General features: G+C 61.2%; 13 protein-coding genes and 1 pseudogene. 4 read left to right on the top strand and 10 right to left on the bottom strand.

Features of this window, described 5'->3' with window-relative positions; all coding sequences use genetic code 11:
• Positions 1 to 46: 46 nt before the first annotated feature.
• The 4 genes from MKK62_RS09205 to MKK62_RS09190 are packed head-to-tail and all read left to right on the top strand — an operon-like array spanning position 47 to position 5,233.
• Positions 47 to 415: a nuclear transport factor 2 family protein gene (locus MKK62_RS09205; protein ID WP_240261362.1), complete on the top strand. Its 369-nt coding sequence runs from the start codon at positions 47 to 49 to the stop codon at positions 413 to 415.
• Positions 412 to 2,037: an AMP-binding protein gene (locus tag MKK62_RS09200; RefSeq protein ID WP_240261363.1), complete on the top strand. Its 1,626-nt coding sequence runs from the start codon at positions 412 to 414 to the stop codon at positions 2,035 to 2,037. The genes MKK62_RS09205 and MKK62_RS09200 overlap by 4 nt, the downstream gene beginning before the upstream one ends.
• Positions 2,038 to 2,055: 18 nt before the next feature.
• A complete protein-coding gene (locus MKK62_RS09195; protein WP_240261364.1) occupies positions 2,056 to 3,390 on the top strand; it encodes a cytochrome P450 in 1,335 nt (444 codons plus the stop codon).
• The gene (locus MKK62_RS09190) at positions 3,380 to 5,233 is read left to right on the top strand and encodes a flavin-containing monooxygenase (RefSeq protein WP_240261365.1); all 1,854 of its coding nucleotides are present in this window, start codon (positions 3,380 to 3,382) and stop codon (positions 5,231 to 5,233) included. The genes MKK62_RS09195 and MKK62_RS09190 overlap by 11 nt, the downstream gene beginning before the upstream one ends.
• Before the next feature lie 106 nt (positions 5,234 to 5,339).
• Here MKK62_RS09190 and MKK62_RS09185 read toward each other — a convergent pair whose 3' ends face one another.
• The 10 genes and pseudogenes from MKK62_RS09185 to MKK62_RS09140 all read right to left on the bottom strand — a co-directional run bounded on the left by MKK62_RS09185 (position 5,340) and on the right by MKK62_RS09140 (position 16,710).
• Positions 5,340 to 6,566, bottom strand: coding sequence for a cytochrome P450 (locus tag MKK62_RS09185; RefSeq protein ID WP_240261366.1), 1,227 nt, complete (start codon positions 6,564 to 6,566; stop codon positions 5,340 to 5,342).
• A 168-nt stretch (positions 6,567 to 6,734) separates the two neighbouring features.
• Positions 6,735 to 7,615 (bottom strand): annotated as a pseudogene (locus MKK62_RS09180) (mycofactocin-coupled SDR family oxidoreductase).
• 202 nt (positions 7,616 to 7,817) lie between these two features.
• Positions 7,818 to 8,213 (bottom strand): nitroreductase family deazaflavin-dependent oxidoreductase, encoded by a 396-nt coding sequence (locus tag MKK62_RS09175; RefSeq protein ID WP_240261367.1) that lies wholly within the window; start codon positions 8,211 to 8,213, stop codon positions 7,818 to 7,820.
• Positions 8,214 to 8,299: 86 nt separating this feature from the next.
• Positions 8,300 to 9,370, bottom strand: coding sequence for an NAD-dependent epimerase/dehydratase family protein (locus MKK62_RS09170; protein WP_240261368.1), 1,071 nt, complete (start codon positions 9,368 to 9,370; stop codon positions 8,300 to 8,302).
• Between the two features lie 12 nt (positions 9,371 to 9,382).
• On the bottom strand, positions 9,383 to 10,648 hold the full coding sequence (locus MKK62_RS09165) for a cytochrome P450 (protein WP_240261369.1): 1,266 nt from the start codon (positions 10,646 to 10,648) through the stop codon (positions 9,383 to 9,385).
• Between the two features lie 91 nt (positions 10,649 to 10,739).
• Complete coding sequence (locus tag MKK62_RS09160) at positions 10,740 to 11,954, bottom strand: cytochrome P450 (RefSeq protein WP_240261370.1); 1,215 nt, start codon at positions 11,952 to 11,954, stop codon at positions 10,740 to 10,742.
• Positions 11,955 to 11,964: 10 nt separating this feature from the next.
• Positions 11,965 to 13,449: an aldehyde dehydrogenase family protein gene (locus MKK62_RS09155; RefSeq protein WP_240261371.1), complete on the bottom strand. Its 1,485-nt coding sequence runs from the start codon at positions 13,447 to 13,449 to the stop codon at positions 11,965 to 11,967.
• Positions 13,442 to 14,455 carry an SDR family oxidoreductase gene (locus MKK62_RS09150; protein ID WP_240261372.1) on the bottom strand — a complete coding sequence of 338 codons (1,014 nt, stop codon included), beginning with the start codon at positions 14,453 to 14,455 and terminating at the stop codon, positions 13,442 to 13,444. The genes MKK62_RS09155 and MKK62_RS09150 overlap by 8 nt, the downstream gene beginning before the upstream one ends.
• Positions 14,448 to 15,593: a spirocyclase AveC family protein gene (locus MKK62_RS09145; protein ID WP_240261373.1), complete on the bottom strand. Its 1,146-nt coding sequence runs from the start codon at positions 15,591 to 15,593 to the stop codon at positions 14,448 to 14,450. Before MKK62_RS09145 ends, MKK62_RS09150 begins: the two co-directional genes overlap by 8 nt.
• 4 nt (positions 15,594 to 15,597) lie before the next feature.
• Positions 15,598 to 16,710 carry an ABC transporter substrate-binding protein gene (locus MKK62_RS09140; protein WP_240261374.1) on the bottom strand — a complete coding sequence of 371 codons (1,113 nt, stop codon included), beginning with the start codon at positions 16,708 to 16,710 and terminating at the stop codon, positions 15,598 to 15,600.
• Between the last annotated feature and the right edge of the window lie 29 nt (positions 16,711 to 16,739).

Genomic DNA, 16,739 nt, shown 5'->3' with positions numbered 1-16,739 from the left:
TCGCCATGTTCTACGCCCCGCATGAATGTCGAGAGAGGTAGCACCAATGCCCGATGCCGACGCGATCGTCGCAGCAATCAACAGTCACTGTGAAACGCTGAGTAATCACGATAAAGAGGGCTGGCTGGCGTTGTGGGCCGATGACACGGTCCTGGAAGATCCGGTCGGGGTCGACACCTACACCGGGATCGAGAGCCTAAGGACCACGTTCTGGGGCATGGTGGCTGATCTGTCGCCGATGAAGTTGTGGCTCGAGCGTGACATCGTCATCTGTGGCAACGAGGCGATCGCCATCTTGCAGGGCGTCGTCACCCGCAACGGCGCCTTACAGCACGTCGGTCCGCTGATCGACCACTTCACCTTCAACGGCGACGGCAAGATCTCGATGATGCGTGCTTTCTGGAAGTACGCGTGACCTTGCCGACCCAGGAAACGTTGCCGGCCATCGTCAATCGGATGGCCGCGACGGATCCGCGTCGGCACTTCGTCCGGACCGTCGACGGCGACGCGGCAACGTGGGGTGAACTACAGCAGTCGATGACATTGTGGTCGGCGCGTTTCCTCGCGTTGGGCGTCGACCGCGGTGATGTCGTGGTCACCGTCCTTGACACGGGCGTGGATTCGGTGGCTGTGTGGCTGGGGTTGACGAGCATTGGCGCGATCGACGCGGCCACCAATCCCGAATTCCGTGGCCGTATGCTCGCCTACGCCATCAACAACTGCGCACCGACACTGCTCGTCGTCGCCGCACGCCACCTCAGCGTCGTGGACTCTGTCGCCGCTGAATTACGGACTATCACAAGAGTTCTGGTGATCGACGATGGTGGCGACCCATCCATTCCGGCAACCTCACTCCCTTTCCCGACCCGGCCTCAAGACGTCGACGTGGACGTCGCCGAGGCGAAGCGCGTGATGACCGAGCCGCAGTTTCACGACATTGCCTGTATCACCTACACGTCGGGAACCACCGGGCCCTCCAAGGCCGTGAGGTTGCCTTGGGGTCAGCTCCACTCGATCAATTCCGGAACCTTCCCACTCGAAGACCTCACGTCGGACGATGTCTTCTACTGCACGACGTCACACGCTCACTTCGGCTCCAAGTCGATCCCGTACAACGCGGCGATGATCGGTGGCCAGGTCGTCATGCGATCACGCTTCGCGTTGAGCAGCTTTTGGAGTGACATCGACGAGTTCGGCGTCACGACGGGCATGCTGGTCGGCTCAATGGCCGACGTGTTGTTGCGCGACCCAAGCAGCCCGAAGGGTGCCACGACACTGACCAACTTGTTCATGGCTCCACTCGGCACGAGTTATCGACAGTTCGGCGAAAGATTCGGTGTCCGTATCTGCACGGTGTACAACAGCACCGAGGGAGGCGTGGCGATCCGGTCGGGGTGGAACCCCGCCAACGAGCACACCGTGGGCCGGCTCCGCCAGGGCTATCCGGGCTTCGAGGTTCGGCTGGTTGACACCAACGATTACGAAGTTCCGGATGGCACCCCCGGAGAATGCGCGATCAGGGCGCGTGAGCCGTGGGTGATGAACGCCGGATATCTGAACAACGACAACGCAACCGCGTCAGCGTGGCGCAACGGCTGGTTCCACACCGGGGACGCGCTCGTCCGTAACGCCGACGGCGACTATACGTTCGTCGACCGGCTCAAAGACGTGATCCGGCGACGGGGAGAGAACATCTCGTCGTTCGAAGTCGAAGCTGACGTGCTGCAGAATCCGGAAATCGTCGAGTGTGCCGCCGTCGCGGTTCCGGCGGACTCGGTGGAGGACGAGGTTCTTCTGTTCGCGGTGCGCCGTCCGGGTTCGGCGATCACTGCGCCCGAGTTGGCAGTGGACCTCGCGAGCCGGATGACCCGTTTCATGGTGCCCCGGTACATCGAGTTCGTCGACGAGCTGCCGAAGACCCAAGCAACGCTGCGCGTGATCAAAGCCGATCTTCGGCAACGCGGAGTCGGACCGCACACCTGGGACAGCCAGAACCAGACGGCTCGCATGTCGGCGAGTGCGACTGCCAACAAGTGATCGAAAGTAGGCATACCCGTGACCACTGAACATTCCGAAGGCGTGACGAATTGCCCTGCGGGCGCCGGATATTCAGATCTCCTGGAAAAGGTGTCCTTCATCGACCCGGCCGTGCAGGAGAAGCCGTTCGACTACTATCGCGCGCTGCGTAACTGCGACCCGGTCCACTTCGAGAAGGACCTGGGAATGTATCTGGTGTCGCGTCACGAAGACCTGATGACGGTGCTTCGCGACCCGATAGTGTTTTCCCAGGAACTGGGCTACTACAAGCACATGGCGAGCGGCCACCTCGACGCAATCAAAGAAGTGCTGGAAACGGAGGGCGGCGGCTTTTTCCCTGACGTCGCCAACATCGATCCACCCAAACACACGCGGGTACGCCGGCTGTTGTCGCAAGCCTTCAGCAGGAAGCGGATGAATTCCCTTCAGCCGCAATTCGAGGATCTCGTCAGCAGCCTGATCGACGGTTTCATCGACCGTGGACGTGTCGACGGTTTGCACGATCTCGCGCTGCCGATGGCGATCGCGTTCAGCCAGCAGCAACTGCAGGTCGAAGACCTCGACAAGGCCACCATCAAGCGTTGGGGCAGTGCCTACCTTTCCCAGTTCAGTCTGCAGAACACTCGCGAAGACATGCTCGCCGCTGCGCGCGAGCTCGCCGAAATGCAGCGCTATCTCATCGATCTGGTTCGCCGGCGTGTCGAGGAACCGGAAGACGACATGCTCTCCGACATCATCACCGCACCCGGATCCGACGATGAGGAACCGCTGACCTTCGATGAGCTGGTTGCCACTGCGCGCGCACTGCTGATCAACACCCACGACTCGATGTCGACGGCCTTCACCAACATCCTCTTCCAGGTCGCGACCAACCCGGAGATCAGCGAACAGTTCTATGCTGCCGCAGATGACGACGCACGGATGAGCAAACTGATCGAGGAGGTGCTGCGGCTCGAGCCACCGGTGCGGGCTTTGTCGAGGGTCACCACCGCGCCGGTGAACCTCGGTGGCGTCGACTTACCGGAGGGCGCACATCTGCTCATTCTGTTCGCCTCGGCCAACGACGACGAATCCGTTTTTGAATGCCCGAGGCAGTTCGACACCAGCCGCATCAACCTCAGGAAGAGCATGACCTTCGGGGCAGGGACCCACTTGTGCTTGGGAATTGCGTTGGCGCGCATGCAATTACTCGTCGCAGCACGGCAGGTCGCGCTGAGGCTCTCGGACCTGCGGCTGGCGGTGCCGGTCGAGGACATCAAATATCTCCCCAACGCCGCATTGCTGGCGATGGAGAGCCTCCCACTGACGTTCACCGCACGACCGACAGAGGGGAGCCACACCCATGACGTGTGAACCGACGAACCTTCCCGACCCCGAGGATGTGGACATTCCCACCCTCCGACAGCGTTACCGCTGGGAGCGCGACCGACGGCTGCGCCCCGACGGGCAGGCACAGTACGCCGCCGCATCGCAGACCAGCGCCGCCCTCGACTACAGCGATCCTCATAAGCCGCGTGCTGCGCGCCCAGCACTGCACGACGAGATGGACGTGGCAATTCTCGGCGGTGGGTGGGCCGGGGTTCTGGCCGGCTACCACCTTCACAAGGCGGGTGTCGAGGACTGCCGAATCATCGAGCAGGCCGGTGATTTCGGTGGAGTCTGGTATTGGAACCGATACCCCGGGCTGTCCTGCGACAACGACTCCTACTGTTATCTGCCGCTGCTGGAAGAGATGGGTTTCGTTCCGTCGAAGAAGTTCGCCGACGGCCTCGAGATCAGAAACTACTGCCAGAGTGTCGCCAAGCGCTTCAATCTCTATCAGGGCGCGCTGTTTCACACCTGTGTCAACACGTTGAGTTGGGACGAGTCCATCAACCGGTGGCGCATCGGAACGGATCGGGGTGACGACCTTCGCGCCCAGTTCATCATCCTGGCGATGGGGCCGATCAACACGCCGAAGGTGCCGCGGGTGCCAGGGCTCGAAGACTTCGAGGGCGCGATGTTTCACACCGCGCGTTGGGATTACGGCTACACCGGCGGCAGTCAGGAAGAGCCGGTGCTGGACAAGCTCGCCGACAAGCGGGTGGCCATCGTCGGCACCGGCGCATCAGCGATCCAGGCGATACCGTTCCTCGGTGAGTACGCGCAACAGCTGTTCGTCTTGCAGCGCACCGCGTCGACGGTCGACGAACGTCACAATGCCCCGACTGATCCAGCCTGGATAGCCGCCTTGGAACCCGGCTGGCAGCGGGAACGCCAGATGAACTTCCACCGCGCTGCAATTGACGGCCTGGTGCCGGGTGAGGCAGACCGGATCTGCGACATCTGGACAGAGATCAACCGAAATCTGTCCGCGCAGTTCGAGCAGACCGGATGGCCGCAGACACCGGAGGAGTTCCTCGCGCTCCGTGAGGTCATGGACTACCGGGTGATGGAGCGACTGCGGGCCCGTGTCGACGAAACAGTGAAAGATCCCAAGACAGCGGCGATTCTGAAGCCGTGGTACCGGCACATGTGTAAGCGGCCGGCGTCGAGCGACGTGTACTACCCGACGTTCAATAGGCCCAACGTCACTTTGTTCGACGTGTCCCCGACGCAGGGCGTCGAACGTATCATCAAGCGCGGCTTCATCTTCGAAGGCAAGGAATACGAGATTGACTGCCTGATCTTCGCCAGCGGCTTCGAGGTGACAAGCGACCTCCAACGCAGGTGGGGCATCGACAAGATCTCCGGGCGCGGCGGCCTGTCGCTCTACGACAACTGGGCGCAAGAGTTCCGGACGCTGCACGGCGTGATGACACACGGGTTCCCGAACTCGTTCTACATGGGCTTCTTCCAGGGCGGATTCAACGCCTCGACGACGGAGACGTTCAACAACCAAGCCCGCCACATCGCCTGGATCATCGAGCAGGCAACCAAGCGCGACGCCGCGACGGTCGAGCCCACCTCGGAAGCCCAGGATGCGTACGTGGACCATGTCCGCAGTGTCGCTATCGACACAAGCGACTTCATCCGCGAATGCACCCCTGGCTATTTCAACAACGACGGTCAGGAGGTCGCCGACGGGACCGGCCAACTGCGACCACGTTCCTACACCGGTGAGCTGTACGGCCTGGGCTACTACGCGTTCGAACAACTCCTCCAGGATTGGCGCGACGCCGGCGACCTATCAGGTGTTGCCATCACGACATCGTGAATACACCGGGCGCTCATCACGGCGGCGCGCCGTAAATCGGCCGGAGCCGGTTGATTGACAGTAAGAGGACACCCAAAACGTGCTACGGGCGTTCGCCCGCCGCGCCTTACTGGTCGACGCGGGCACCCGGCGTGAAGACGACGGGCAGGGCGCGGTAACCCCGAGTGACCGAATTCCCGTGAAAATCAACCTTTGCCCCAGGCGGGATCGCGTAGTCGGGTATCCGATTCAGGGTCTGTTCGACGCCCACCCGAAACTCGAGTCGGGCCAGATTGGAGCCTAGACAACGATGAACGCCTGCTCCGAACCCCAGGTGCCGATTTGCCTGTCGATCGAGGATGCATTTGTTCGGCTCGTTGAACTCGCTCGCATCGCGGTTGGCGGCCGCGTAGTTCACCACGACCGTCTGCCCGGGACAGAATTGGTGGCCATTGAGATGAACCTCTTCTACGACAGCGCGATTCAGTCCGTGGATCGAACCGGCGAACCGGATAAATTCCTCGATAGCGGTGGACATCAGTTCGGGTTCGCCGCGTAGCCGGTCACGCTCTGAGGCGTGGGTGCCCAAGTAGAAGAATGCAAATGACATTGCACTCGACGTTGTTTCGAGTCCCGCTTGCACCAGCAGAATTACATTCGCGACTACGTCGTCGAATCTCAGCTTTTCACCGTCGATCTCGGCGTCGAGTAACACGCTGATGAGGTCGTCGCGCGACGACTCATCACGGCGCTTTTCGATCTCCCCGCGTACCCGCTGGTACAGATCGTTCATCGCCGCTTGTCGGATCTCTTCGCTCTCACCATTGATCACGATGTCCGTCGTCTCGATGTACAGCGGCACGTCTTCGACAGGCATGCCCAGTAGATGCCGAAAGAAGACGATCCCGGGCTGCCGCCAGGCGACGTTGGCGAGGTCGCCGCTGCCCGATTCGACAAAGTCGTCGATCAAGTCGTCGGTGACCGCACGCACCTGCGGCTCTAGCTGCTTCATCCGCCCCGGTGAGAAATACGGGTTGAGAATCTTGCGAAGCTGTTGCTGCCGTGGCGGATCGATGGTGATCACGATGTCGCCGAACCACATCAGCGAGCCGTCCGGAGTCACGGGCCTGCTCGAAAAGCTGCGCCAATCGCGCGCGATCTCGTAACAATCGTCGTACCCGGTAGCAACCCATGCGCCACCCGGCGTAGGACCCACGAACGGAGAATCCTGGTGACAGAATGGCGCGTTGGCGCGCATCACCTCGTAGACCTCGTAGAGGTATTCCGGGTCGTTGAAGTCTTGGTGGCGAAGATCAAGGTTTTGGGCGTGCTCCTCCGGTGACTTACTCGCCATAACCGGTCCTTTCCGCCTCGAACAGAGCTCCCGAACTGATCGCCTTATCTCGCAATTGATTTCGCATCAGCACCAGATGAGACTTGCCAATCTCGCCTCTGCGGGTGTTCACGTTCCACCGCCTGGCTGCCGCGGTGACCCGGCTAGACAGGCGTCTGGCCGGCCGGATTAGCCACCGGGTCCGTTGGGCCACTTGAGCAACGAGCCGGCGTCGACTCGGATCTGCTGTCCAGTGATGTAACGGCTCTCTTCACTGGCAAGGAAGACGCCCAGGTTCGCCATGTCGTCCGGCTCGATGTACGGAATAGGCATGGCTTGGAAGATTGTGAACAGCGGTTCGGCGTCCTCGCGACTGGCCTGTTTACCCTGCTGCGTGAGGTCAGGGCGGAACATGCTGTACATGCCGTCGTTCTGCAGAAGGTGCGTGTTGCAGTTGGTGGGATGGATCGCATTGACCCGAATCATGCGACTTGCCAAGGCCATCGACATCTGTTCGACGTACCCGATGAGGGTCCGCTTGCTCCAGCCGTAACCCCTGCCGCCGGGGCCCATAGCCGGGTTGTCGGTGGTGCCGGTGATCATGCCCGCGGTCGACCCGGTGATGATCACCGAAGCACCGTCAGTCAGATGGGGAACCGTCACCGCAACGGTGTTCATCACGCCGAGAAGATCGACATCGCTCGCGTCAACGAACGACATCGCATCGTGTGGGCGGCCCATGGCCATCGGCAGGATTCCGGCGTTGGCGACGACGATGTCGATCTTGCCGAACTCGACAAGCCCGGCTTCGACAGCTTCCCGTAGTTCGTGGCGCTCCCGTACATCACTGACCCGCGCAACGACTCGGCGGCCTACTTCTTTCACCGCCGCTCGGTTTCGGCTAAATCGTCGGGCGAGGCCAAAGGATATGGGTTCGAGGGAATGTCGCGGCAGATGTCGATGGCAATGATGTCTGCTCCCTCCCTCGCCATCGCGACCGCGTGGGCGCGCCCCTGGCCGCGAGCCGCCCCCGTGATGAAAGCGACCTTTCCTTCCAAACGACCCGCCATCCGAACCTCCTCGCGCTGACCTACATTCTGGCCAAATATTTGTTCCGAAATCGTATAACGCACGCATCCTCGAAGCAAGCGGCCGAAGACAGGTTGCGACCTCATGCCGTATCACAACGTCTTCTCCCCGGCAGCCAATCTGGTCTGTAGTCAGCCGTCAATGAGCGGGCGAGACCCCCTGTACTGGAACCGATTTCGAACGTCACGTTGTATCGGCAGGTCTCGTCAACACCAATGCTGCTTCGTTATACGGGAATAACCGGTAGAGCAGCCGTGGCGCTGGCGTAACCAGCTGTGCGGCCTCGGCCTTCGCTAGGATCTTTGGGTTGGCCAGCGTGACAGCCCTGCCCCACGTGTGAAGGGCTGTCGGCCCGCCCGCCATTACGTTCTTGAGCCAGTCCGATTCGAGCCCGTATCCGATGAGGATGGCGTAGCCGTTCTGGGTCTTGAAAACCAAGAGAGGCGTTCGATATCGCTTGCCTGACTTACGGCCAGTGTGCTCGAGAGTACCCAAGCATGGAAGCCACGGCGTGAGTGAGCGAGCCACCGGATTGGTGACACGACGATGGAAGTTCGCCACGGCGCGAGGCACTCGCATAATGTCCTCTCCTCACCACTTGCAGTTTCGTTCAATCTGCCCGCAATGACTCCAATGCGCCTGGGGGTCAAAGCGTGCCGTCGCACTCACTGTCGAAGTTGATCCCATGCTGGCTCGCCCAACTTGGCGCGGATTGCGCCCCACGGGTCGGCGTACTGACCCGGCGCGTTGCGATACGGCGAGCGGCGCGCCATGAACAGTCGCACGATCGGGGCGATGAGTCGGCCTGGATAGTGCAGCAATCGGTACTTCTCCGCCAACTCGGCCTTGAGGTCGGGCCACGAATGATTTTGAAAGCGCAACGCCTCTTGAGCGCGGGTGGTGTCCATCCAGTCGGTGACGAACCAGTCGTCGTCGCTGTTCGGATCACCGGGCCGGCCCTCGGGGATGGCGCCCGGTATGCCCAGAGCCGCCACTAGGCCCGAGGTGACTTCGGCGTAGGTCAGTTGGTGAGAGTCGTCGCCGCCTATCAACAAGATCTCGCGGGCGACGTCGGCGGTGGTTGCCGCAGCAAATGCCCATGCAACGTCGCGCACGTCAACGGTCTGGACCCGGCCGTCGCTGGGTAGTGCTGCTTGGAAATACATCGCGTCAGTGGTGACCGGCAGTGCCCCCATGTCCGGGCTGAGCACTGCTCCCAGACGCAGGACCACCCATTCGAGTGTCGATCCCCGGACAATCTCTTCGGCCTCGGACTTCTGGCCGCTGTAGACGTCGTAGGGCCGCATCGGTTCCTCCGCCCTCAGGGGAGGCGTTGTGCGGTGCGGATTCCGGGGACCCATGACGGTGATGCTCGAGGCATGGACGAATCGTGGTTGCTTCGGTAGCCCCTCAACGAGGCGAACGAGATTTGCGGTGGCGTCCACATTCACTCGGCGCGCGACTTTGGGTATCGGGTAGATCGCCGGTGCGATGATCGCCGCGAGATGGACGATTGCGTCCGGGGCAACATCGGCGAGCAGACGCTGCACTTGCGCGGATTCGGTGAGGTCGGCCCACCGGAACTGGACACCGCTGGGCATCTTGGCGGCGGCCTTCCGATTGGCTGGCGTGTCGAGATCGGTAGCCACTACGCGCTGACCGAGTTCGACCAATCTTCGGACGGTTTCGGAGCCCACCAGCCCTAACCCGCCAGTGACCAAAACAGTTTTCGACATGGGTCGCTCGATTCAGCCGATAGGGGTGAAGGTCACGTGCAGTTCGCGGAGGCCACGCAAGATGAAGGTCGGCTCATACTCGTAGTGGCGCGCACCTGCCGGGCCGTGATGTTCCTCCGAAAGTCCGATATCCGCCATGCGATCGAGGATTCGGTTCATCGAGATCCGGCCTTCCGCCCTCGCCAGCGGAGCACCCGGGCAAGAGTGGGCGCCGCGAATGAAGGCGATCTGTTCGCGTACATTCGATCGATTGACATCGAATGTGTTGGGGTCAGCGAACTTTCGATCGTCGCGGTTGCACGCGCCCGGCAGCAGCATGACCGTGGTGCCCGCGGGGACCTCCACTCCGCCCACCGTGGTGGTCTTTCGCGCCATTCTGAAATGAGCCTTGACTGGGCTTTCCATGCGCAACGTCTCTTCGAGGAACGCTGGAATTTTCGCTCGGTCCTCGCGTAGGGATGTCTGAAGTTCCGGGTCTTCGCCGATGACACGTACCGCGGCACTGACGAGTTTGGTCGTCGTCTCTGTGCCTGCAGCGAACAGGAACGTCGACAAGTTCATCACGTCCTCGATCTCGGGCGTGGACTCATCTTCGTACTTTGCCAGGGCCAACTCGGTCAGCACATCCCCGCGCGGCGAGCGCCTGCGGTCATCGATGTAGGCGTAGAACTTCTCGTTGAGCCATTGCAAGGGATTAAGCGCTGTTGTTCCCTCCCCGAGCTCACCCGCAACTTGGGTACCGAATTGCGCTTCGAACTCCTCGTGATCTTCTTGAGGGACACCTAGCAGATCAGCAATGACAAGCAAAGAGAAGGGTTTTGCGTAATCTGCGAGGAACTCACAACTCCCTCGTTCGATGAAAGTGTCCAGCTGCTGGTCCGCCAGCCGCCACATGAACTCTTCGTTCTCTTTCAAGCGCTTCGGAGTGATCAACCGATTCATCAGACCTCTGGTCCGACCGTGCAGCGGCGGGTCTTGATTCGAGATGTGCTCAGCCATCGGGGCGATGTGGCGATGCTCCTCAATCAAATCGGACACATCGTCGGCTCCGTCGGGACCGAAGGGGAATCCCGAGAATGGGCCTGCGAGCGAGTTGCACGACGAGAAGGCCGGGTCCTTATATACCGCGAGAGCTTCGTTGTAACCCGTGACCGCCATGACGTTGAATGGAGTTGCGTGCGACACAGGACATTTCGACCGTAGGAAGTCGAAGTATTGGTAAGGGTCTGACACCAGAGTTTCATCGGTGAAAAAGTCAACTGCTTCGAAGTCGGTCATGCGCTTCTTCCAATCCTTTCAAGGAATATCAGCCCGCGATCTGCCCGGGGAGAGCGACACTGGACCGCGCCGGCACGGAGCAACGGGTTCGTTAGGCCGGGTCGAACAGCACCGGCAGTGACGTCGGAGAGCGGAAGACCATGCCGCGAATGTGCGGGTCGTCACCGTCAGGATCGAGGCGGAGATTGGGTAGCCGATCCAACAACAGGTTGATGGCCGTGCGCATCTCGAGTCGGGCGAGGTGCATCCCGAGGCAGACATGGACTCCGTAGCCCCAGCTGATCGGGACCTTCGCCTGCCGGAAGATGTCGAAGTCATCGGGTTTGGTGTACCGATCTTCTTGACGGTTAGCTGCGCCGAGCATGGGCATCACCGATGACCCTTGTGGGATGGGCACGCCAGCCAACTCGGTGTCCCGCGTGGCTACGCGAGTGATGTTGAGCAGAGGCGCATCCCATCGCACACCTTCTTCGATGGCTTGCGGTATGAGGGTCCTGTCGGTGCGGATGGCGTCAAGCTGGTCGGGGTGGGTGAGTAGCGCAAAGAGCAAGCTGCCCAGGGAACGGTACGTAGTTTCCACGCCAGCCGGGAGCAGCAGCCGGATGAAGGAGTAGATGTCTTCGTCCGCAAGCTTTTCGCCGTCGATTTCGGCAGCTGCGAGGCTGCTGATCAGATCCTCGCGAGGCTCCGCCCGGCGAGCCTCCAGAATGGGAGTGAAGTACTCGACGAGGGCCTTTGACGCCGCCAGCCCTCGTTCGGGATTGATGGTGTAGCTCAACATCGACACCGACCAGCGCTGGAACTGCGGGAAGTCCTCCTCCGGGAGGCCGAGGAGTGCCGCGATGATGCGGCTCGGGTACGGGAACGTAAAGGTTTTCACCAGGTTGGTCGCACCGTCGGCGGCAAACCCGTCGATGAGTTCGTTACCGATGCGACCGACGATCTCGTCTTCCCAACGCGCCAAAGCTTTTTGAGTAAAGGCCTTGGTTACCAGCGAACGCAGCCGGCCGTGGACGGGCTCATCCATGCCCAGCATCACCCCGTGGCCCAGAACGTCGCCGAATATCTGAATCACGGCGTTCGAGGAGAAGGTGTCGTGGTCCCGCAGCATCGTCTGGATGTCCTCGTGGCGGTAGACGATGAAGACCGGCTTGCCCTCCTCACCGGGCATGGTCGACATATCGATTCGTTGAATCGGAGTGTCGTGACGCTGTTGTGCCAACTCCGGGTACGGGTCGCGTACATCGCCCGATACGACGTCGTCGAATGCCGCGAAGTCTTCGAGTTCGTCGAATAGCTCTGACATCTTGCTCCTATCAATTCGCGGGATAAGCGACGGATTTGATCTCTGTGTATTGGTGGAATCCCGCCAGTCCGTTCTGGCGTCCGACACCGCTGTGCTTGTAGCCCCCGAAGGGCATGTCGGCGCCGTATCCTGCGGTGCCGTTGAGCCCGATGAACCCCGCGCGCAGCCGGCGCGCTACCGCCAATGCCCGCTCCGTCGACCCCGACATCACCATGCCGGCCAGACCGTAAGCACTGTCGTTCGCGATACGGACCGCGTCGTCTTCGTCGTCGTAGGGAATCGCGACCAGCACCGGCCCGAAGATCTCCTCCTGGGCAATGGTCATGGCGTTGTCAACGTCGGTGAATAGGGTGGGGTTGACCCAGAACCCTTTGTCGAATGCCTTCGACGGTTCTGTACTGCCGACAAGCATCGTCGCGCCCTCGTCGACACCCTTGCGGATGTAACCCAGGATGCGTTGTTGTTGTTTAGCTGAAATGACCGGTCCGCAGATGGTGTTCGGATCCTGGGGGTCGCCGGCGTGGATGTTCTCGTAGATCCCCTGCAGGATCGCCACGCCTTCGGCGTAACGGCTGCGCGGCAGCAAGATTCGTGTGGGCGCGGCACACGCCTGGCCGGCATGCATTAGCGGACCGATGCCGATCAAGCACGCAGTAGCGAAGTCGGCATCCTCGAGCACGATGGTCGCCGACTTCCCTCCGAGTTCAAGGAACAGTCGCTTCATCGTGGCCGCACCCTTTTCCATGATGCGTTTGCCCACCGCCGTGGACCCGGTGAATGAGATCATGTCGACCTTCGGCGACAAGGTCAGCTCTTCCCCGACGAGATGATCCGATGCGGTCACCACGTTGACCACTCCGGCTGGTATGTCGGTCTTTTCGGCGATCAATCGCCCGAGCCGGGTGGCGTTGAAGGGGGTGTCGGGGGCGGGTTTGAGCACCACGGTGTTGCCTGTGGCCAGTGCCTGCCCGAGCTTGTTGATCGTCACCTCGAACGGGAAGTTCCACGGAACAATCGCGCCGACCACACCGACGGGCTCATGCCACACGCGGCGGGCAGAGTTCACGCCGGTCAACGACACCACCGCGTCGCCGAGATCAGTTTCCCAGTGGAAAGAATCGATGAACCGGGCTGGGAACTTCAACCCGTCCTCCAGCGGCGCGTCCAGCTGAGGACCATGTGTCACCGCTCTGGGTGCGCCGACTTCGAGGATGAGTTCCTCGCGTAGTTCCTCCAACTCGCTTTCGATCGCGTCGTGCAGTTGCAAAAGGCAGCGCTTCCGTAGTACTCGATTGGTCGACCAGTCGGTCTCGTCGAATGACCGCCGCGCTGCGTCGATCGCCCGATTCATATCGGCTTTGGACGCGTCCGCCACCTGACCGAGCACGTCTTCATTGGCGGGATTGATGTTGGCGAATGTGCCTGACTCGCCATCGACGAGTTCGCCGTCGATCATCATCTTCGACTCGAACGTGACCGCCGTTGCCTTAGTCATCGCTTCCACCTTCCGTTGGTGCGGGCTGTGTCCGGGAAAGTCGCGTCGCCAGCGACGCCAACCGGGTCATGACTGGTTCCGGGAGCACTTTGGCGGCAGCGACCATCCCGCGCTGCGCCGTTGTCAGCGGCCACGCCCCGTTACGCATCGAGCCGAAACGGGGAATTCCGAGAATGATTCGGGACATGTGGTGCATCCCGGAAGCAGGGAGCACCCTGTTCAAGGTCAACAAGATCGACGCATCGGGGCCGACGCCATGACGGCGGAAGGCACCGTGGTCATCCAGTGCATTCACCAATCCGTCGGTGAAACGCTCGGGAGAGCGGGCGAACTTGATCGCGTACCGGCCGCGACTGTTCATCGTCTGATGTAGACGCGCGTAGGGGCCAGTGAAGTCACGGTTGTCGGTCGTGCCTGCGTCCGTGATGATCTCAGTGTCGTAGGTGCCCGTGACCAGCACGGTCACGCCGATCCCGAAAGGGGCTAGCTCGAAGGCCAGCGATTCGGCCCACCGTTCCATCGCGCCCTTACTAGCCGAGTACGGTCCCGTGGCAGGTTGCCCTCGTACGCCCGCCGCACTGCTGACGAGCACGATGCGGCCCCGCCCTGCCGCCCGCATCGACGGCAGCAGCGCCTTTGTCAAAGCCACGGGCGCGATTACATGGGTGGTGAACATGTTCTGCCACAACGCTGTATCGGTCTCTTCGACCGTCCCGGCGGCCGATATTCCGGCGTTGTGTACGACCGCGTGTGGCGCGCCAATCCGCTCTTCGATCGTCTTGGCAGCCGCTGCGATAGAGGCCGCGTCCATCAGATCAAGCTGGACACCGACGAGTCGATCGTCCTCTTCGGCCGCGCCGGTCGCTTCGCGCAACAGCGGCATCCCTCGCTCAGGTGTCCGCATGGCGCCGACCACCTGCCATCCCTCACGGTAGAGGCGTACTGCCGAGGCGAAGCCGAGGCCGCGCGAGGCACCGGTGATGACGACACTACGACGATCAACCATGGGAAGCCTGAGTTGCGCAGCGATTGCTCTTGGAGCCCAACTGTACGTCGGGGCGGCCGTGGGGCAGGGCGTACTGCCAGGTCGACCACTTACCCACCGAGTAGGGCCCTTTTGCTCCGTTTTCTTCGTAATAGCCTTGTGGGTCAAAGACTTTGGCTTCCGGATACGGCCACGGACACGCCACTGACGTCGCGGCGCCGCTGGCCTTGATCGCCCAGAACCAGCCCCCGTAGGCGAAGTAAGAGATGTTGATGATCACGAACATCACCAGGAAGGTTCCCAGTACGGGCTTGGTCGGCAACAGCTTGGCTTTCGCAGCCAGCTTTTCTGCCACCGACTTTCCCGTGTCGTCACGGTAGACCAGAATCCCCGCCGGGATCATCACGAAAGTCACCCCGAGCGACTCCCAGATCAGTGGGAATTGGAACGGTGTTCCCGTGAAGATCGACCCGAATGGGATCACCTGCGAATAGATGTAGAGACCGGTCGCGATGGAACCAACTTCGAGGATCGCGTCGAATACGAATCCAATGACTAGTACCAGGAGGCCTAGGCTGACTAGCGGGTGCCGGCTGACGAAAGCATCGGGACTGCGGTTGGCCTGCAATTTGCGCAGCACCCACACCGCTACGAAGTACGGCCCGAAATAGAATGTCACGTAACCGAATACGATGAACGGTTCCACCGTCGGTGACATCATGATCAGAATCCAGGACTCGGGCCAGTGTAGGAGGTCCGGGTTGTACACCGCGTAGGGTGCCCAGTTCATGATGGGGTCCTGCCACACGATCAGCGTCGTCACCAAGAACATCAGCATCACCGGACTACCGGGATTGCGGCGCCACCCAACGATGAAGACGACTACGAGCGCCACGAGCATCAGCGCCGTACCGATTTCGATGTACTCCATCCAGCCGGTGACTCCGAAGAGGTACTTGACCGGGCGCGGCCTACCGACGGTGTTCGGGTTGGCCACTCGCGGATCGAGTTTCGTGCGTGAAACCGCAATGAACAACCCGACGAATGCGAGCAGGCCGATCCCGGCCAGCCATGAACCCACGCTGCCACCGCGTGACCGCCCCGGAGGGGAATGCTTCGTTGGACTGACTGAGCGTGACGTGAATTCTTCGGTGCTCATACGACTACTCCTGACCAAATCGGTCGACAAGATGCGAGTTGACGCCGTCGGCGTCCAATGTGCGGGCGACGAGGTAGCCCGCACCCATCCACGCCCGGCGGGTCCATTTGCCGAAAGAGACCCGCGTACCTGGCGCACCCGAAGCCGCAGGCATCATCTTCACTCGCTCGAGTGCCTCTTTGACTCCGCGCGGACTCAGCGGATGGGCATCGGCAAAGGCGCGCACCAGGGTCGAGGCGATGTCGTGGTTGACCACGGAAACGCAATACTCGGGGCGATTGCCGTGCTTCGCCTCGTAGCGGTCGAGGAAGTCCTGCCCAAGTTGGTTGGCTTCGTCATACTGGTCGACACCGACCCAGCCCATGAACGCCTGCCACATCACGGGATTGATCCACGCGTTCTGCCATGCGGTGGTCGAGAAGCGCGGCGGATCCCAGTCAACAGCTTCCAGTGCCGGATTGATGAAAACGATGCCGAAACCAAAACCGAAGTGGACGATAGCCTCGGCCCGGGCTTCGTACAGCGACCCGACCGCGGCATGAATGTCTTGGGCTGTCTGCGCGATCGGCGCCTCAGCAACAATCCGCAGACCCTTGCGCACGCAGGCGCGTCGAAAGTTGCCCAGGTACGTCTCGCCGATCAGGTTCTGCTCGACTAAGACACCGACGTCGGTCAACCCCCTCTTGGCGATGAGGTCAGCCAGGAAGATGGGCTCATCGGTCATCGAACCTTGAGGGAACGAAAAAGTCCACTCACCCAGCCAGTCGTCGGTCCCAGTAACGCTGATCGCCGGCACCTTGAAACGCTCCTCGATCGCCTCGCGCATCGGCACCACGTTGTCAGTGATGTTGGGGCCGAACACAACTAGGCAGCCCTCATCGACGAGTTCGGCGTAGGCGTCGATCACTGCTTTGACTGTCCCCTTGGGTAGACCCTCGACCTCCTTGTAGATCACCTGTACCGGCCGATCCAACAGCCCCTTCTCGAGGGCGTCTTCGAACACGAGGTCTAAGGACTGGACAAACGAATCCAACAGCTCCTTCGGAAAATCCGCAGCAAGCGTGAAGTCCATCAGATATCCGACTTTGATCGGATGGGCTTTGCTCTCGTAAGACAAACTCGCCTCCGCTTCAACCTAATATTTGT

The organism is Mycobacterium paraterrae (assembly GCF_022430545.2).
In the GTDB taxonomy this organism is placed as follows: domain Bacteria; phylum Actinomycetota; class Actinomycetes; order Mycobacteriales; family Mycobacteriaceae; genus Mycobacterium; species Mycobacterium paraterrae.
Note: the sequence above shows the minus strand (reverse complement) of the source record. Positions and strands in the feature narration are given on the sequence as shown.

Bases quoted from the DNA above. Each gene is read 5' to 3' on its own strand.
- MKK62_RS09155 (WP_240261371.1), bottom strand. From the start codon at position 13,449: ATGACTAAGGCAACGGCGGTCACGTTCGAGTCGAAGATGATGATCGAC.
- MKK62_RS09170 (WP_240261368.1), bottom strand. From the start codon at position 9,370: ATGTCGAAAACTGTTTTGGTCACTGGCGGGTTAGGGCTGGTGGGCTCC.
- MKK62_RS09205 (WP_240261362.1), top strand. From the start codon at position 47: ATGCCCGATGCCGACGCGATCGTCGCAGCAATCAACAGTCACTGTGAA.
- MKK62_RS09190 (WP_240261365.1), top strand. From the start codon at position 3,380: ATGACGTGTGAACCGACGAACCTTCCCGACCCCGAGGATGTGGACATT.
- MKK62_RS09165 (WP_240261369.1), bottom strand. From the start codon at position 10,648: ATGACCGACTTCGAAGCAGTTGACTTTTTCACCGATGAAACTCTGGTG.
- MKK62_RS09175 (WP_240261367.1), bottom strand. From the start codon at position 8,213: ATGCGAGTGCCTCGCGCCGTGGCGAACTTCCATCGTCGTGTCACCAAT.
- MKK62_RS09185 (WP_240261366.1), bottom strand. From the start codon at position 6,566: ATGGCGAGTAAGTCACCGGAGGAGCACGCCCAAAACCTTGATCTTCGC.
- MKK62_RS09150 (WP_240261372.1), bottom strand. From the start codon at position 14,455: ATGGTTGATCGTCGTAGTGTCGTCATCACCGGTGCCTCGCGCGGCCTC.
- MKK62_RS09160 (WP_240261370.1), bottom strand. From the start codon at position 11,954: ATGTCAGAGCTATTCGACGAACTCGAAGACTTCGCGGCATTCGACGAC.
- MKK62_RS09145 (WP_240261373.1), bottom strand. From the start codon at position 15,593: ATGAGCACCGAAGAATTCACGTCACGCTCAGTCAGTCCAACGAAGCAT.